The 17,347-nt window shown below is 72.6% G+C and carries 11 protein-coding genes; 2 read left to right on the forward strand and 9 right to left on the reverse strand.

Annotated features, from left to right (window positions below):
• Positions 1-40: 40 nt before the first annotated feature.
• From OG259_RS11440 to OG259_RS11455, 4 genes are all read right to left on the reverse strand, one after another.
• On the reverse strand, positions 41-1,960 hold the full coding sequence (locus OG259_RS11440; protein ID WP_328942186.1) for an IucA/IucC family protein: 1,920 nt from the start codon (positions 1,958-1,960) through the stop codon (positions 41-43).
• A 67-nt stretch (positions 1,961-2,027) separates the two neighbouring features.
• Positions 2,028-2,714: a GNAT family N-acetyltransferase gene (locus tag OG259_RS11445; RefSeq protein WP_328942187.1), complete on the reverse strand. Its 687-nt coding sequence runs from the start codon at positions 2,712-2,714 to the stop codon at positions 2,028-2,030.
• 55 nt (positions 2,715-2,769) lie between these two features.
• Positions 2,770-4,716 (reverse strand): IucA/IucC family protein, encoded by a 1,947-nt coding sequence (locus OG259_RS11450; RefSeq protein WP_443052122.1) that lies wholly within the window; start codon positions 4,714-4,716, stop codon positions 2,770-2,772.
• Positions 4,717-5,093: 377 nt separating this feature from the next.
• Positions 5,094-6,488, reverse strand: coding sequence for a diaminobutyrate--2-oxoglutarate transaminase family protein (locus tag OG259_RS11455; protein WP_328942188.1), 1,395 nt, complete (start codon positions 6,486-6,488; stop codon positions 5,094-5,096).
• 562 nt (positions 6,489-7,050) lie between these two features.
• Here OG259_RS11455 and OG259_RS11460 point away from each other — a divergent pair.
• Both OG259_RS11460 and OG259_RS11465 read left to right on the forward strand, forming a co-directional pair.
• The gene (locus OG259_RS11460; RefSeq protein WP_266897482.1) at positions 7,051-8,229 is read left to right on the forward strand and encodes a trypsin-like serine peptidase; all 1,179 of its coding nucleotides are present in this window, start codon (positions 7,051-7,053) and stop codon (positions 8,227-8,229) included.
• A 348-nt stretch (positions 8,230-8,577) separates the two neighbouring features.
• Positions 8,578-9,759: a trypsin-like serine peptidase gene (locus OG259_RS11465; RefSeq protein ID WP_328942189.1), complete on the forward strand. Its 1,182-nt coding sequence runs from the start codon at positions 8,578-8,580 to the stop codon at positions 9,757-9,759.
• A 160-nt stretch (positions 9,760-9,919) separates the two neighbouring features.
• Here the strand turns inward: OG259_RS11465 and hflX are convergent, their stop codons facing one another.
• The 5 genes from hflX to OG259_RS11490 all read right to left on the reverse strand — a co-directional run bounded on the left by hflX (position 9,920) and on the right by OG259_RS11490 (position 17,241).
• Positions 9,920-11,413: a GTPase HflX gene (gene hflX / locus OG259_RS11470; RefSeq protein WP_328942190.1), complete on the reverse strand. Its 1,494-nt coding sequence runs from the start codon at positions 11,411-11,413 to the stop codon at positions 9,920-9,922.
• 148 nt (positions 11,414-11,561) lie between these two features.
• Positions 11,562-13,052: a M1 family metallopeptidase gene (locus tag OG259_RS11475; protein ID WP_328942191.1), complete on the reverse strand. Its 1,491-nt coding sequence runs from the start codon at positions 13,050-13,052 to the stop codon at positions 11,562-11,564.
• 152 nt (positions 13,053-13,204) lie between these two features.
• The gene (locus OG259_RS11480) at positions 13,205-15,466 is read right to left on the reverse strand and encodes a RelA/SpoT family protein (protein WP_328942192.1); all 2,262 of its coding nucleotides are present in this window, start codon (positions 15,464-15,466) and stop codon (positions 13,205-13,207) included.
• A 203-nt stretch (positions 15,467-15,669) separates the two neighbouring features.
• Positions 15,670-16,548 (reverse strand): diaminopimelate epimerase, encoded by an 879-nt coding sequence (dapF, locus tag OG259_RS11485; protein ID WP_328942193.1) that lies wholly within the window; start codon positions 16,546-16,548, stop codon positions 15,670-15,672.
• Between the two features lie 189 nt (positions 16,549-16,737).
• Complete coding sequence (locus tag OG259_RS11490; RefSeq protein WP_328947056.1) at positions 16,738-17,241, reverse strand: hypothetical protein; 504 nt, start codon at positions 17,239-17,241, stop codon at positions 16,738-16,740.
• Positions 17,242-17,347: the final 106 nt, after the last annotated feature.

A 17,347-nucleotide genomic window follows, 5' to 3' on the forward strand; every position in this document is an offset into this window, starting at 1 on the left:
GCCTACGGGGCGCCACTGACAGCCAGAGCACGCGCGCGGGTCACGCGAGCGGGTTGGGGACGGTCCCGTGGACGGCCGCGTGGGGGCGCTCGGGGCGGTCCCGGTAGCCGTCCAGGTGCAGACGGTTGCGGTTGAGGCAGAGCCGCTCGATCCGGGGGGTGAGGAGGTCGAAGAGCTCGAACCGTTCCTTCAGCTCGGGGAAGCGCGCCTGGTGGCGGAGGATCTCGGCGCGGACGAGGGACCAGAAGTCCGTCTCGGGCACCTCGAGTTGTTCCTCGCAGAGCGGAGCCAGATAACGGAAGACACCGACGAAGAGCCCCGAATGGATGAACTGGACGAGGAAGTCGGGTTCCTCGGTGAGGAGGACGGCGCGCACGTCGTCCGGCAGGGTGTCGTGCTCGGGCAGTGGCTGGGCGCTGATGTTCACGTCGTCGACGAAGTCCTTGATCGCCAGACGTACGGGGACGTCGTCTTCGTCGTAGACGACGATGGCGTTCTCGCCGTGCGGGGAGAAGACCGTGCCGTACCGGTAGAGGAAGTGCAGCAGCGGCGGCAGCAGGGCGGCGAAGAGGCGCTGGAGCCAGACGTCGGGGGCGAGCCCGGAGCGCTCGACGAGTTCGGCGACGAACGCCCGCCCGGCGGGGTCCGTGTGGAGCAGGGAGGCGAGGGTACGGGCCCGCTCCCCCGGGGGCAGCCGGAGCGGTTCGCGCCAGATCGCGCCGAGGAGTTCCTTGTACTGGTACGGGACTTCGGGCAGGCGGTCGTACAGGGGGTGCTCGACGGTGACGGAGGCGACCTCGCCGAGGAGGATCACCCCGCATTCGTCCCGGAGGAACGGATCGGCGTCACGGAGGCCGTGGACCCAGGTGGTGACGGCGGGTGCGGCGAGGGTGCGTTCGGTGGGCAGTCCGCGCCAGACGAGGGTGTTGAGCACCGACAGCGGGAGTTTGACGGTGTGCCGGTCGGGGCGACTGGTGTTGAGGAACGTACGGACCGACTGCTGCGGCAGGCGGAGGTCGCCGTCCGAGGAGAGCGGGACGACGGTCCCGGCGGCGATGGCCGGGGCGTAGAGCGGGAGCAGGATCTCGTCCCACTGCCAGGGGTGGACGGGCAGCAGGAGGTAGCCGTCGGGTTGGTGGCCGCGGGCGGTCAGCTCGGCGCGGAAGGCCGCCTGGACCTCGGGGTCGAGCTCCTGGGCGTAGAGGCGGTCGGGGGTGTCGAGGCCGGACACCCCCCGGTAGGCGGCAAGGCGGTTGCTGACCGCGATCCACGGCAGCCGGGTGGCGCGGCGGGCCTCGGGGGCCCAGCGCGCGGCGTCGGCTGCGGAGAAGCCGATGCGGCCCTTGTTGAGGACGAGCCAGGGGTGGCCGGTCTGGTGCCCTTCGAGTTCCGCGTAGGAGAGGTCGGCGAGCCGGGCGGCGGGGAGGGCGGTGTGGTCGAGGCGGGCGTCGGCGGCGAGGGTGGCGGAGAGCTCGCGGATGAGATGGCCGAGGGTGGCGCCGTCGAGCTGCAGGAGTCGGCGGGCCCGGACCAGGAAGTCGAGGGCGTCGGTCATGGGCCGGCCCTCGTGGGTGATCGAGTCGGCGGCGACGTACCAGCTGCCGTAGGCGCCTCGGCGGGCCTGGAAGGTGAGGGCGGTGCCGTCGTCGAGCCGCAGGGTGTGGAGGTCGGGTCGATCTGCCACGGGGGCGGGTTCGACGATCTCCTCGTAGGCGAACTCGGCGACGGCCTTGGCCAGCAGTCGGGAGGAGGCCCTGCTCCAGGCGGCGGCGTTCAGCTCGGGGGGCGCGAGCAGTTCGGGTGCCGTCGTCGGTGCGGGTGCCGGCGCCGGTCCGGGTGCCGGAATCGGCTTGGGTGCCGGAGTCGGCTTGGGTACGGGCGGCGTTCCGGCCGTGGGCGAAGAGTCGGGAGACGGTGCGGAGTGCGTGGGCTGTGCGGAGTCGTGGGGTGCAGGGGACATCGACACGAGGACTCCTCGGAGTGGGAACCGCTCTGGATCGAGCGGTGTATAGAAGACAGAGGGTTGTTCACAGAACGTGACGGAGGGCGCGGTCACGCATCATGAGCGCCGCTCGTTTGTCGGGAAGGTCGACTTCCGCCGCATAGCGGAAGCCGCTGCTGAGGAAGGCAGAGACGGAGGGGGTGTTGCGGATGTCGGGTTCGGCGACGACGCGGGTGCAGCGGGGACGGTGGTCGAGGACGAGATCGGCGACGGCGCGCAGAAGTGTGCTGCCGACGCCGCGGCCCCGGTCGGTGACGCCTCCGATCAGCAGATGGATACCGGTGTCGTGGGGGCGTACCGGGTAGTGCCGGGCGAGCGGGTCGAGGTCGGCGCGGTAGATCTCGAAGTAGCTCATGGGCGCTGCGTCGAGCACGCCGAGGCAGGGGACGCTGCGGCCGTCGCCTTCGAGTTGGGCGCGCAGGTGCTCGGCGGTCACGGTCTCGGGTCCGGCCAGTTCCCAGAAGGCGGCGACGGCGGGGTCGTTCATCCATCGGGTGAGGAGCGGCAGGTCTCGTTCGAGTCGCACGGGGACGAGCTGGAAGTGGCCGACGGACGTATCGGCCGGGTCCCAGGAGGCGACGGAGTCCAGCAGGTCGCCGTCGAGGAGTCCGGCGTCGGCGTGACCGCCTTCGAGGAGGGCGACGAGTTCGTCGAGCCTCAGGTCGAGGGTGTCGTCGCCGGGCGGGTCGGCCGGTGGGCGGGTGGGTGACACGGTGTCGCTCTCCTCTCGGCGGTGCGGTCGGGTCGTGGGTCCTCGAAAGGCGGGCTCAGGTGCGGAGGGGGTTGGTGACGGTGACGTAGACGGACTGGGTGTCGACGGGGCCGACGAGTTCGTCCATGCCGTGCAGACGGGTGAGGAGGTTGGCCTTGCTGCGGAGGGTCGCGGCCTCCAGGAGGCGGTGCGGCAGGGGTGATCCCAGGCTGATGGCGGAGGTGAGGAAGCTGCGGAAGGCCGCGAGCAGGACGCGCTCGTCCGCGAGGTGCTGGGCGCCGAAGGCGCCGATCAGGCCGAGGACGTTGTTGATGCCGAGGTAGTAGGCGAAGCGTTCGTCGGTGACCTGGTCGGAGACGAAGGTGTCGCTGTCGGCGCCGATGCCGGGGAGGCGGCTCTCCAGCTCGCTCCGGTGGGACTCGCGGAAGTAGTAGCCCTGATTGTCACGGTAACGGCCGCCGACCGGCCAGCCGTCGGGGTCGAGGAGCACCAGGGTGTTCTGCTGGTGGGCCTCCAGGGCGATGCCGGCGTGTCCGTCGAGCCAGAGGACCGGGCGGACGACCTGGTCGAGGTAGCGGAGGAACCACTCGGCGGAGACGGCCGTGGTGGGGCGGCCGGTGCGTGCGGCGAGGCGGCCGATGACGTCGGCCAGGCGGGAGCGCATGACGGGGGCGCCCGGCCAGGGACGGGGGGCGGTGAGGGAGGCGATGCAGACGGCGTCGTCACCGGGCCCGAAGGGGTTGTGGCGGATCATGAGGTCGAGCCCGGGGACGGGGGCGCCGTCCGGGGCGTCGACGGCGAGCCACGCGGGGTCGCGGACGATGTCGAAGCCCGGGTGGGCGGCCTGCCACTCGTCGACGAGGCCGGTGCGGAGCAGCCGGTGGACCTCGACGCCGCGGTGGAGTTCCTTGCGGAGGTTCTCGCGGCGCGAGTTGGTGATGCGCAGGCCGAGGGAGAGCTTGAGCATGGCCCGCGCGCCGGGGCGGTGCACGGTACGGACGGAGGAGGTGGGGTGCCAGGGGCTGCCGTGGAGGCCGAGGTCGTGGACGAGGCCGGCGTCGAGGAAGGCGCGGATGTCGGCGCGGTGCAGGAGCTCGCGGGCCTGCCAGGGGTGTACGGGCAGGGGCGCGGTTCCGGCGGGGAGCGCGAGCCCTTCGGCGAGGCCGATGGCGATCTGCTCCGCGGAGACGGGACGGCCCTGTTCGGTCCAGGCGGAGTCGGAGGCCAGGAGGGAGGAGTCGACGGCGAGCCAGTGGAGGGGGAAGGAGCCGTGCAGTTCGGGTGAGTAGAGCCGGGCCTCGGCGTCGGAGAGGCCTTCGCGGCTCTTGGGCGTCGGGTGGAGGGGGTGGCCGAGCAGCAGGGACTGTTCGGCGGCGAGGAAGAGGTCGGCGTCCGGATGCGGTTGGGGCCGGCGGCGGCGCTCGGTGAGGAAGTCGGCGGTGCGGCGGGCGGAGTCGGCGACTCGACCGACGAGTTCGGTGCCCTCGGGGCGGCCGCTCTCCCGGCTGAGAAGGGCGGCCACGGTCACGGCGTCGACGGCGGGGGCCGTGGCCGGGAGCCCTTCGAGGGAGGGGGCATCGAAGCGGTGCCAGCCGGTGGGCGACCAGTAGCGGACGGGGGCGAGAAGGGCGGTGCCACTGGCGTCGAGGGGGATGCGCAGGGTGGCGGAGTCGGGGGCGGGGAGGTTCTTCTCCCTGACCCAGCAGCGGAGCAGGTTCTCGACGGCGGCCGCGTCGGCGGCGCGCTGCGGGTCCGGGTCGTCCAGGGGGTCGGCACCGGCCGGGCGCTGCGGGTCACGGTCGCCCGACGGGCCGGCGGCGGTTACCGGGCGGTGCGGCCGGGGGTCGTACGGACCGACGTGCTGGCGCGGGACGGTCGGGTCGGCGGCTGCCGCGCCCGGACCGGCCTCGGTCACGCCGGGCTCCCTGACACCAGGCTCCGCGAAAGCAGGCGACGTGAACCCGGGTCCCACGGTGCCGGATCCCGTGACGCCGGATCCCATCGCGCCGGATCCCATCGCGCCGGGTCCCACGGTGCCGGATCCCGTGACGCTGGCTCCCACCGTGCGGGATCCCGTGGCGCCGGGTTCGGTGCGGCCGGGTTCGGTGCGGCCCGGTTCCGTGGTGGCGGGTTCGGGGCGGGTTGGTGCCTCGGGGGCGGGGGGTTGGGAGGGGGCTTCGTCGGCGGTGAGCAGTTCGGCGCCGAGGGCCTCGGCGGTCAGTAGGGGGGAGTCGAGGGTCGCGGAGGCGAGTACCTGGGAGGTGAGGACCTGGGAGCCGAGTTGGTTGACGGCGAGGGGGGCCTCGGTCTCGGGCGCTGGGGAGGGGGGCGTGGCGTTCACGGGGGCTTCCTTGGGGGTGGGGCCGGGGGCGGCCCGGGTCAGTGGGACGGCCCGGGGGCGGTCCGGGGAGCGGCGGGCCGGCGGGCTGCGGGCGGCTGGGGGGTGTGGGCCCGTTCGGCCGCGGCCAGGGCGTCGGCGAAGCGGTCCAGGACGGCGGTGGCCTGCTCGTCGGTGAGGGTGAGCGGGGGCAGGAGCCGGACCACCGCGGAGTGGCGGCCGCCGAGTTCGACGATGAGTCCGCGGGCGAGGCACTCCTGCTGGACGGCGAGGGCCAGGGCGGGGGCGGCGGGGGGTACGGGGTCGTCCGGTCCCGCCGCGTCGGGGTCGACGAGTTCGACGCCGATCATGAGACCCCGGCCGCGGACGTCGCCGACGCAGGGGTGGGCGGCGGCGAGGCCCCGGAGTTGGCCGAGGATGCGGGCGCCGAGGATGCCGGCCCGTTCGGCGAGCTTGTTCTCGCGGACATACGCGAGGGTGGCCGTGCCCGCGGCCATGGCGAGCTGGTTGCCGCGGAAGGTGCCGGCGTGGGCGCCGGGTTCCCAGGCGTCGAGCTCGGACCTGTAGACGATGACGGCGAGGGGGAGGGAGCCGCCGATGGCCTTGGAGAGGACCATCACGTCGGGTACGACGCCGCTGTGCTCGACGGCCCAGAAGGCGCCGGTGCGGCCGACGCCGGTCTGGACCTCGTCGACGACGAGCGGGATGGAGCGGTCGGCGGTGATGCGGCGCATCCGGCGCATCCAGTCGTCGGGGGCGGGGATGACCCCGCCCTCGCCCTGGACGGCTTCGACGATCATTCCGGCGGGGGTGGTGACGCCGCTCTTGGGGTCGTCGAGGAGGTTCTCGGTCCAGCGGGCGGCGAGTTGGGCGCCGCGGGCGCCGCCGACGCCGTACGGGCAGCGGTACGCGTGCGGGTAAGGCAGCCGGGTGACGCGGACGTCGGTCGCTCCGCCCGAGGCGTCGAGGGCGCCGGACGTCATGCCGTGGTAGGCGCCGGTGAAGGCCAGGAGTCCGCTGCGGCCGGTGGCGGTGCGGACGAGTTTGAGGGCCGCCTCGACGGCGTCCGTGCCGGCGGGGCCGCAGAACTGGATACGGGCGTTGTCGGCGAGTTCACCCGGCAGGGTGGCGAACAGCTCGGAGGTGAAGGCGTCCTTGACGGGGGTGGCGAGGTCGAGGACATGGAGCGGTGCGCCGGAGTCGAGGACCTTCTTGATGGCTTCGAGGACCACGGGGTGGTTGTGGCCGAGGGCCAGCGTCCCCGCGCCGGAAAGGCAGTCGAGGTAGCGGCGGCCGTCGGCGCCCTCGATGGTCAGCCCCCGTGCCCGCACCGGGACGATCGGCAGGGAGCGGGCGTAGGTGCGGGCGGCGGACTCGCGCAGGGACTGGCGGCGCAGGATGCCCTCGTACCCCCCGCCGCCCTGGTCCGTGGCCACTCGCCCCCGAGTCCCCTGCGGGGCGGCCCCTCGCTCCAGGGCCCCTCGCTCCGGGGCGCCACGGTCCAAGACCTCGCGGTCCAAGGCCCCGCGGTCCAAGACCTCGCGGTCCGGGGTGGGTCGGACCGTCGGGGTGTGCGTCCCGGTGCCGGCTTCTTCGGGCGGTCCGGCGATGGGCCCTTCGGGCGTCCGGGTCTGCGTCCGCGCGGCCGGTGGGACGGCCGGAGCTGATTCGGTCACGGCCACGGCTCGGTGTCCTCCCACTGTAACAGTTGCGTTGCACATCGGGACGTCGTGAAGCCGCCGCAAGGGCCGCCCAGAACGCCACCGTTGTGTCCCCCGTACGTACCAACGACGCGAACTGCCCTGGATCACGGGCCGGAGACAAGAACTTGGCGTGTCCCGGATCACGGCACGGCAACGGCCGAACGATGGCCGGAACCGCCGACCGGCCGCGTACCGTCCCCTCCGGCACCGGCATAGTGGGGGCCGTCGGCCGCTGCCCATGCGGGCACGGCCGCTGTCCATGCACAAGTTGACGTAGTCCCAGGGGGATCACGAGATGCGATCGATTCGTCCGCTGCTGACGGCGGCTTCCGCCGTCGCGGCGCTGACGCTCACCGTTACGGCCTGCGGACCGAGCGAGGAGAACGCGGGAGACAAGCCCAGCTCGCCCGCGACCGCCCAGAACCCGGCCGACAAGATCAAGATTCCGGAGGACCTGAAGGATCGCCTGAAGGAGCACGGGATCGACGTCGACAAGTGGCGCGACGGCGAGTGGAAGAACTGGGACCGCGACAAGTGGCTGCGTGAGGCCAAGGACTTCGTCAACCCGATCATCGAGGACCTCTGGGACCCGGACCGGATGCGGGACGCCGAGCGTCCCGACAAGCCGGTCGAGGAGGAGGACATCTCGGGTGACGAGGGCGTGACCGACCCGACGCCGGACCCGGTGCGGGCGAAGGCCGTGGCGCCGAAGTACCACGGAAACGCCGCGGAGTCCGGGAAGGTCTTCTTCGACGGCCCCGAGGGCTCGATGGTCTGCTCGGCCACGGTCGTGCAGGACCCGGCGCACCCCGGCAAGTCGAACATGGTGTGGACGGCCGGTCACTGCGTCCACAAGGGCAAGAAGGGCGGCTGGTACCGCAACATCGCCTTCGTTCCCTCGTACAACGACTCCGCCCTGTCGACCGCCGCCCTCGAGAAGGCGACGCGCGAGCAGATCGCGCCGTACGGCGTGTGGTGGGCGGACTGGGTCAAGACCTCCGACCAGTGGATCGCCGAGGGCGCGTCGACCGGTGGCGCGGGCGCTCCCTACGACTTCGCGGTCATCAAGGTGACTCCGGAGAAGGGCGGCACGAGCAAGTCCCTGGAGGAGACCGTCGGTTCGGCGCTTCCGGTGGACTTCAACGCGCCGGCGGTGCCGAAGATCGCGAGCATGGAGGCGACCGGCTACCCGGCGGCGCCGCCGTTCGACGGCCAGAAGATGTTCCAGTGCGAGGACAAGCCGGGCCGGCTGTCCCTGAAGGCGGAGCAGCCGACGATGTACCGCATCGGCTGCACGATGACCGGTGGTTCGTCCGGTGGCGGCTGGGTCGCTCAGGGCAGTGACGGCAAGCCCGCGCTGGTGTCGAACACCTCGATCGGCCCGTCGACGGCCGGTTGGCTCGCGGGTCCGCGCCTCGGTCCCGAGGCCAAGGCCATGTTCGACGAGGTCAGCAAGAAGTACGCCGGGCAGTAGGCACGGCGCGGAGGCGGGGCCCACGGGTCCCGCCTCCCCCATGTCCGGGCATGTCCGGGCGGGGCGCGACCCGCGTCCCGCCCGGGTTCCGTCCGCGTCCCGCCCGGATTCCGTCCGCGTCCCGCCCGGATTCCGTCCGCGTCCCGCCCGGATTCCGTCCGCGTCCCGCCCGGATTCCGTCCGCGTCCCGCCCGGGCTCCGTCCGCGTCCCGCCCGGATTCCGTCCGGTTCCGTCCGACCGGCATACTGTCCACCGCAAGTGACGCGTCCATGGCAACGTCAAGGCGAGAACGCGCCGGAAACGGGGCCCGTCCCGGACGCGGGAAACATCTCAGGGGGAATCACCACATGCGTTCCATACGACTCCTACCCGCCGCTCTCGGCCTGGCCACCGCGCTCGCGCTGACCGCCACGGCCTGCGGCCCCACCGAAACCCCGGCGGCCGACAAGCCGGCCGCCGGAGCGAGCAGTTCCGCGTCGGGCGCCGACGACGCGGCCACCGGAGACGGTGGCGCCGACCTCACCAAGGACCTCGCCGACAAGCTCAAGAAGCACGGCGTGGACCTGGACAAGTGGAAGGACGGCGAATGGAAGAACTGGGACACGAACACCTGGCTGCGTGAGGCCGAGGACTTCGTGAACCCGGTCATCGACGGCCTCTGGGACCCGGCGCGGATGCAGTCCGCCAAGAGCCCCGACCCGACGATCACCGCGCAGGCCGGAGGCGGCGGCACCGACCCGACGCCCCGCCCCGTGAAGGCGCAGCGCGAGAAGACGCCGTACCACCGCAACGCGGCTCCGGTCGGGAAGATCTTCTTCGACTCGCCCCAGGGCCACATGGTCTGCTCCGGCACCATCGTGAAGGACCCGCGTCGGCCCGGTAAGTCCAACATGGTCTGGACGGCCGGCCACTGCGTCCACGCGGGCAAGAAGGGCGGCTGGTACCGCAACATCACCTTCGTCCCGGCCTTCAACGACCTGGGCAAGTCCCCCGCCGCGCTCAACAACGCGCAGCCGCACGAGGTCTACCCGTACGGCCAGTACTGGGCCGACTGGGCCGTGACCTCGGGCGAGTGGATCAACTCGGGCGGCACCAACCAGGCCTGGCCGTACGACTACGCCGTGCTGCACGTGAACCCGCAGCGGGGCGGCAAGTCGCTGGAGGAGACCGTCGGCGCCGCGCTGCCGGTCGACTTCTCCGCACCGGCGCCCGCGCAGTCCGGCACGGTGGGCGCCTGGGGCTACCCGCAGGCCGCCCCGTACAACGGCGTGATCATGCACAAGTGCCTGGACCGGGCGACGCGACTGACCACGGCGCCCGCCACCCCGGTGATGTACCGGATCGGCTGCACGATGACGGCGGGCTCGTCCGGCGGCGGCTGGTTCCGGGTGCTGCCGAACGGCAAGACGGCGCTCGTGTCGAACACCTCGATCGGCCCGGCCGGCAGCAACGGCTGGCTCGCCGGACCGCAGTTGGGCCGGGGCGCCAAGGCGGCACACGAGATGGTCAGCAAGAAGTTCGCCCGCTGACCCGTCCCGTCACGACACGGCGGGCCTGGACACCACGGCACTCGCCATGACAGCTCTCATGGCAGCTCGTCATGACAGCTCGCCATGACAGCTCGCCATGACAGAAGGCGCCGGTCCCCTCCCTCGCGGGAGGAGGCCGGCGCCTCAGTCGTACCTCAGGTCAGTGCGCGGCGGGAACGTACGGCGCGAGCATCGCCGCCAGCTCCTCGTGCACCCGGGCCTTGAGCAGGGTGCCCTCCGGGGTGTGCTCCTCGGACTCGACCTCGCCCTCGGCGTGCACCCGCGAGACGAGACCGCCCTGCGTGTACGGCACGAGGGCTTCGAGCTCGACCTGAGGGCGCGGCAGCTCGGAGTCGATGAGCGCGAGCAGCTCCTCCATGCCCTGGCCCGAACGGGCCGAGACCACGATGGAGTGCTTCTCGATCCGCAGCAGTCGCTGGAGCACCAGCGGATCCGCGGCGTCCGCCTTGTTGATGACGACGATCTCCGGCACGTTCACCGCGCCGACGTCCCGGAAGACCTCGCGCACGGCGGCCAGCTGCTCCTCCGGCGCGGGGTGCGAGCCGTCCACCACGTGCAGGATGAGGTCGGACTCGCCGACCTCCTCCATGGTGGAGCGGAACGCCTCGACCAGGTGGTGCGGCAGGTGCCGGACGAAGCCGACGGTGTCGGCCAGGGTGTAGACCCGGCCGGTGGGAGTCTCGGCCCGGCGGACGGTCGGGTCCAGCGTGGCGAACAGCGCGTTCTCCACGAGCACGCCCGCGCCGGTGAGGCGGTTGAGCAGGGAGGACTTGCCTGCGTTCGTGTATCCGGCGATGGCGACCGACGGCACCTTGTTACGACGCCGCTCCTGCCGCTTGATGTCGCGGCCGGTCTTCATCTCCGCGATCTCCCGGCGCATCTTCGCCATCTTCTCGCGGATACGACGCCGGTCGGTCTCGATCTTGGTCTCACCGGGACCACGCGTGGCCATGCCGCCACCGCCGCCGCCACCCATCTGCCGGGAGAGCGACTGACCCCAGCCACGGAGGCGCGGCAGCATGTACTGCATCTGCGCGAGCGCGACCTGCGCCTTGCCCTCTCGGGACTTGGCGTGCTGGGCGAAGATGTCGAGGATCAGGGCGGTCCGGTCGACCACCTTGACCTTGACGACGTCTTCGAGGGCGATGAGCTGGCCGGGACTGAGCTCGCCGTCGCAGACGACGGTGTCGGCACCGGTCTCGACCACGATGTCCCGCAGCTCGCGTGCCTTGCCGGAACCGATGAAGGTCGCCGGGTCCGGCTTGTCACGGCGCTGCATCACGCCGTCGAGCACGAGGGCGCCCGCCGTCTCGGCGAGGGCCGCGAGTTCCGCGAGGGAGTTCTCCGCGTCCTGGACGGTCCCCGAGGTCCACACACCGACCAGCACGACGCGCTCCAGGCGCAGCTGGCGGTACTCGACCTCGGTGACGTCCTCGAGCTCGGTGGAGAGGCCGGCGACACGGCGCAGAGCCGCGCGCTCGGAGCGGTCGAACTGGTCGCCGTCCCGCTCTCCGTCGATCTCGTGGCTCCAGGCGACGTCCTCTTCCATCAGGGCATCGGCCCGAAGGCTCTCGGTACGGCTCGTCTCCGCGAAGCGCTGCTCGTCCTGGGAAGGGGAAGAAGAGGAGGTCATTTGATCCTTACGTCGATTGCTTCACATCGATGGTGGTCGAGGAAGCGATGAGTCTTATGCCGTCACAACGCGTGAGGGCACCGGAAGATTCCCGGGCCGTCGGCCGCGTCGCCGACCTGACGATGGTGTCACGGCCCCGCGGGGCCCGTCATCCGGGTTTCGGGGCGGTCCTGGCTGCCCCGGCGGGGCGGCTGCGCCAGTCCGGGTGCCCGGGCATGGCCGGGGTCTTCGCCTCGTACAGCCAGCCGCGGAAGAAGGCGGTGAGGTCGCGTCCGGCGATCTCACCGGCCAGCGCGATGAAGTCGGCGGTGGTGGCGGTGCCGTCCCGGTGGTCGGCGACCCAGCGGCGCTCCACGCGCCGGAAGGCCTCGGTGCCGATCTCCTGGCGGAGCGCGTAGAGGACGAGGGCGCTGCCGTCGTAGACGACGGGCCGGAAGAGGCTGATCTTGTGGCCGGGCGAGGGCGGCTCGGGGGCGGCCGGCGGGCCGCCGTCGGCACGCCACCCGTCGGAGGCGGCGTAGGCGGCCTTCATGCGCCGTTCCAGGGACTTGCCCGCGGTCTCCTCGGCGTAGAGCGCCTCGTACCAGCTGGCGTGCCCCTCGTTGAGCCAGAGGTCGGACCAGGTCCGGGGCGAGACGCTGTCGCCGAACCACTGGTGGGCCAGCTCGTGCACCATGACCGAGTCGACGTACCACTCGGGGTAGGCCGGTTCCGTGAAGAGGCGGCGCTCGAAGAGCGACAGGGTCTGGGTCTCCAGCTCGAAGCCCGTGGTGGCGTCCGCGATGAGCACCCCGTACGTCTCGAAGGGGTACGCGCCGACCTGCCGCTCCATCCATTCCAGGTGTCCGGGGGTGCGGCGCAGCCAGGGCTCCATCAGCGCGCGGTCGGTGGTGCGCACCACGTCCCGTACGGGCAGGCCGTGGGGTCCGGCCCGGTGCACGACGGTGGAGCGGCCGATGGACACCTGGGCGAGTTCGGTGGCCATGGGGTGGCCGGTGCGGTACGTCCAGGTGGTGGTGGCGCCCCGGGTGACCCGGCCGGTGGGCAGGCCGTTGGCGACGGCGGTGAGCTCACTGGGGGCGGTGATGCGGAAGGTGAAGTACGCCTTGTCCGACGGGTGGTCGTTGGACGGGAAGACCCGGTGGGCGGCGTCGGCCTGGTTGGCCATGGCGAGTCCGTCGCTGGTACGGACCCAGCCGCCGGTGTCGGCGGGACCGCTGGGGTCGCTGGTGTGCTTGACGGTGATCTCGATCGATTCGCCCTCGTCGATCGGTACGGCGGGGGTGACGACCAGGTCCTCGCCGCTGGTGGCGAACGTGGCGGCCAGGCCGTCGACGCTGACGGCGGAGACCGTGCCGTGGGTGAAGTCGAGGTTGAGTCGCTCCAGGTCGTCGGTGGCGAGCGCGTCGATCCGGGTCACGGCGGCCAGCGGCTGGGTGTTGACCCCGGGGTAGGTGAGGTCGACGGCGTACGCGAGGACGTCGTAGCCGGGATTGCCGAGGTGCGGGAAGAGCGGGTCCCCGATGCCGAGCGGCGCCGGGGCGGGCAGCGCGGCGGCGACGAGGCCGGCCGAGGCGGCGACCAGGACGGCGGAGCGGAGCCACCGCGCGCGGGGCAGGGGAGTTCGGACGAGCGGCATGGGCCAGGCCTTTCCGGAGGACTGGCCCTACGGCTACCAGTGCCGGGCCCGCTCCCCCGGGCGGCGCGCTCGCCCGCCACCCGAAGGGGGTCATGGCCCGGGTCCCGCGCGGCACCCTGTGGACACCGCCGGTACCCCGCCTCCGTGCACGGTCAGGCCCGGCGCGGCTCCGGGGAGCGGTGGCGGGCGCGGCTCACGTCGTACACCCCTGGCACGTCCCGCATGGCCCGCATGAGGGCGGCGAGCCGGGCCACGTCCGGCAGGTGGAGGGTGTACGTGTGGCGGACCAGCTGTTCGCTCGGCGGCTCGACGGTCGCCGATACGACGGCGGCTCCGGCGACGGCGATGGCCTCGGTGAGGTCGGCGAGGAGACCGGGCCGTCCGAAGGACTCGGCGACGAGGGTGACCCTGCCCTGGGCCGTGTCGCCCCAGCGCACGGCGACGGGGTCGCGGCCCAGTCTGCGCATGGTGTCGACGGCGGAGCAGCCCGTGCGGTGGACGGTGACCGATCCGCCGCGTACCCGGAAACCGGTGATCTTGTCGGGCGGTACGGGGGTGCAGCAGCCGGCCGGACGGACGGAGGCGCGCGGCTCGCCCTCCAGGTCGGCGTGGAGTTCCGCGCCGGAGCGGTGGTCGGCGGTGACGCCGGCCTGCGGCCGGGTCCCGGTGGTGGCGGCGGGGGGCGCGGTGCTCTCGGGGTGGGCCCGGAGCCAGCCGGTGATCGCGATCCTGGCCGCGGGGGTACGGGCGTGGTCGAGCCATTCGGGGGACGGCCCGGACACGGTGTCCTGGGCGAGCAGCAGCTGGACGGTGTCCCCGTCGCCGAGGACGGTGCTCAGCGGCGCGAGTCGCCCGTTGACGCGCGCGCCGAGACAGGCGTGGGCGGCGTCGCCGTGCTGCGCGTAGGCGGCGTCGATGCAGCTGGCTCCGGCGGGCAGGCTGATCGTGCCGGGCGCGCTGCCGTCGGCGCGGAAGACGGTGATCTCGTCGTCCTCGGCGAGGTCGGCGCGGAGCGAGGTCCAGAAGGTGTCCGGGTCGGGGGCGGCCTGCTGCCAGTCGAGGAGTCGGGAGAGCCAGCCGGGGCGGGTGGGGTCGACGCGCTCGCCGTCCTCGGCACCGTCCGCCGAAGCGGTGGTTCCCGGCTCGTCGGCGCTCGTCGGGAGCGCGGCGAGGGCGCCGGTGTCCCCGCCCTCGCTCCCCTTCCCGCCGCCGGTTCCCGCCGGCTGGCCCGTCGTGTCCTGACCCGGGTGCGGGTTGCCGAGGGCGACGACTCCCGCCTCCGCCACCTTGTGCATCCGGTGGGTGCGGATGAGGACCTCGGCCACGGCGCCGTCGGGGGCGGCGATCGCGGTGTGCAGGGACTGGTACAGGTTGAACTTGGGGGCCGCGATGAAGTCCTTGAACTCGGAGATCACCGGGGTGAAGCAGGTGTGCAGCTCGCCCAGGACCGCGTAGCAGTCGGCGTCCTCGGCGACCAGGACGAGGAGGCGGCCGAAGTCACAGCCGCGCAGCTCGCCGCGCTTGAGGCGGACCCGGTGGACGGAGACGAAGTGCCGGGGGCGGACGAGGACTTCGGCGCCGATGTCCGCCTCGCGCAGGACCGTCGACACCTGTTCGGCGACGGCGCCCAGCGCGTCGCCCGCGTGCGGGTTGCCGGCGATGAGCGCCCGGGTGGTCTCGTACTCCTCCGGGTGGAGGATGGCGAAGACGAGGTCCTCAAGCTCGGTCTTGAGGGCCTGGACCCCGAGCCGTTCGGCCAGCGGGATGAGGACGTCCCGGGTGACCTTGGCGATCCTCGCCTGTTTCTCGGGCCGCATCACCCCGAGGGTGCGCATGTTGTGGAGCCGGTCGGCGAGCTTGATCGACATCACCCGGACGTCGTTGCCGGTGGCGACGAGCATCTTGCGGAAGGTCTCCGGCTCGGCCGCGGCGCCGTAGTCGATCTTCTCCACCTTGGTGACGCCGTCGACGAGATAGGCGACCTCGTCGCCGAACTCCCGGCGTACCTGATCGAGCGTCACCTCGGTGTCCTCGACGGTGTCGTGGAGGAGGGACGCGGTCAGGGTGGTGGTCTCCGCGCCGAGTTCGGCGAGGATCAGGGTCACCGCGAGCGGGTGGGTGATGTACGGCTCGCCGCTCTTGCGGAACTGGCCGCGGTGCGAGGACTCCGCGAGTACGTACGCCCGCCGCAGCACCATGAGGTCGGCATCGGGATGGTGGGCGCGGTGCGCCTCCGCGACATGGCTGATCGCGTCGGGCAGCCGGTCACGGGGCGCCGGTCCGGCGGTGGCGCCGAGCAGGGCGGCGCGGCCGATCCGGCGCAGGTCGATCCGGGCGCGTCCGCGTCTGCGGGCGGTCGCATCGGTGACGGCGGCTTCCGCCGCGCTCACAGGGTTGGTGGCCTCTGCGCTCATGGGGCACCTCCGGCAACGTCGACCGGCGGTGGGCGGGCCAGGCGTACCCGGGGGGCCGGTGCTTGATGCTACCGACCCCACCACGTGGCGCAGTCACGCTCTCGCTCAGCGTGAATCGGATCACCCATTCGAGCGACAAATCAGTCGTTGACTGTTTCGATTTCGTCGCTTCCTTCGATTCCCGCGCCCCGCGAAGGCCCGCTTCAACCGAGCCAGGACGGGTCGACGGTGCCCTCGGCGACGATCACGGCGGGGCCCGTCATGTCGATCCGGCCGTCGGGGTGCTCGGTGATGACCAGCGTCCCGCCGAGCACGTCGACGGTGTACGTGACGGGGGTGCCGCTCTCGGCGGGGTCGGCGCCGTCCCGGCGGGCGGTGGCGACGGCCACGGCACACGCGCCCGTGCCGCAGGAGCGCGTCTCGGCGGCGCCGCGCTCGTGGACCCGCATGGCGACGTGGCGGGGGCCGCGGTCGACGACGAACTCGATGTTCACACCGTCCGGGTAGACCGCGGCCGGCGCGTACGGCGGCTCGGTGAACAGGTTGCCCGCGTGGTCGAGGTCCTCGACGAAGGCGACCGCGTGCGGGTTGCCCATGTTCACGTTCCGCGCGGGCCAGCTGCGGCCGTCGACGGTGACGGTGACACCGGCGTCGGGAAGGACCGCGCGCCCCATGGCGACGGTGACGGAGCCGTCCTTGTCGAGGTGGACGCGCTTGATCCCGCCGCGGGTGGCGATGGCGACCTCGCCCGTGGTGACGTGCCCGGCGTGCTCCAGGTAGCGGGCGAAGACCCGGACCCCGTTCCCGCACATCTCGGCGACCGAGCCGTCGGCGTTGCGGTAGTCCATGAACCACTCGGCCTCGTCGGCCATGTGCCGGGCCTCGGGGTGGGCGGCGCTGCGCACGACGTGCAGCAGGCCGTCGCCGCCGATGCCGGCCCTTCGGTCGCAGAGGCGCGCGACGGAGGCCGGCGGCAGGTCGAAGGCGTTCTCCGCGTCCGGGACGATCACGAAGTCGTTCTCGGTGCCGTGGCCCTTGAGGAACCTGAGGGAGGGGAGCGGTGAGGTCTGCGTGCTGGTCACGCGATCAACTGTACGGGGTGCCCCTGACAGGCCGCCTGATCGTCCACGGGACGGTCGGGCGCCCCCAGCGGGGTCGGTACGGGCCGGTCGGTACGAGGGCGGTCGGTACGGGCCGGCCGGTACGGGGGCGGAGCGGCCACGCCCTGTCGGCCGAGGCTCAGCGCAGGCGGGGCTCAGCGCAGGCGGGGCTCAGCGCAGGCGGGCGACGCGCCAGACCGCGAGGGCGACCAGGGCCGCGATCGTCGTCACGTACAGCGCGAGGTAACGCCAGTTCGGGCGCTCGCCCGAGCCGCGCTGCGGGAGGCCCGGCCAGGTGTAGCCCACCTTGCGGGCGGCCATCACGCCCCAGCCGGCCGCGCAGAAGCTGATCAGCAGTCCGAGCATGGCGAGGACGGCGCCGCCGTCCCCCGACCCGAAGGCGAGCGGGAACGCGAACATCAGCGAGCCGACTGCGGCCAGAGCCACGATCGGGGCGAGCTGCCAGATCCTCAGCCGACGCTGGGGACGGAGCTCGACCTCGACCTCGTCGGCGTCCACCTCCACGGCGGTGCCCACCGCGTCGTCGGGGCCGTCCGGGGTCAACCCGGAGGCGCCGACCGGAAGGTCGCCGTCGGTCGGTCTGCCCGGTGTGTCACCCGTCGGGTCACCGAGCGCCGATTCGTGCTGTTCTCTGTCGCGAGGGCCGGCCTCCATCGCCACGCGCCCTCCCCACTCGGACTCCACTTGGTCGATCGATGCTCGATGATGGCACGCTCCTGACCGCCGAAATGACGGGCAGGGCGTCCCGATGCCATCACGT

The organism is Streptomyces sp. NBC_00250 (genome assembly GCF_036192275.1).
Classification (GTDB): Bacteria; Actinomycetota; Actinomycetes; order Streptomycetales; family Streptomycetaceae; genus Streptomyces.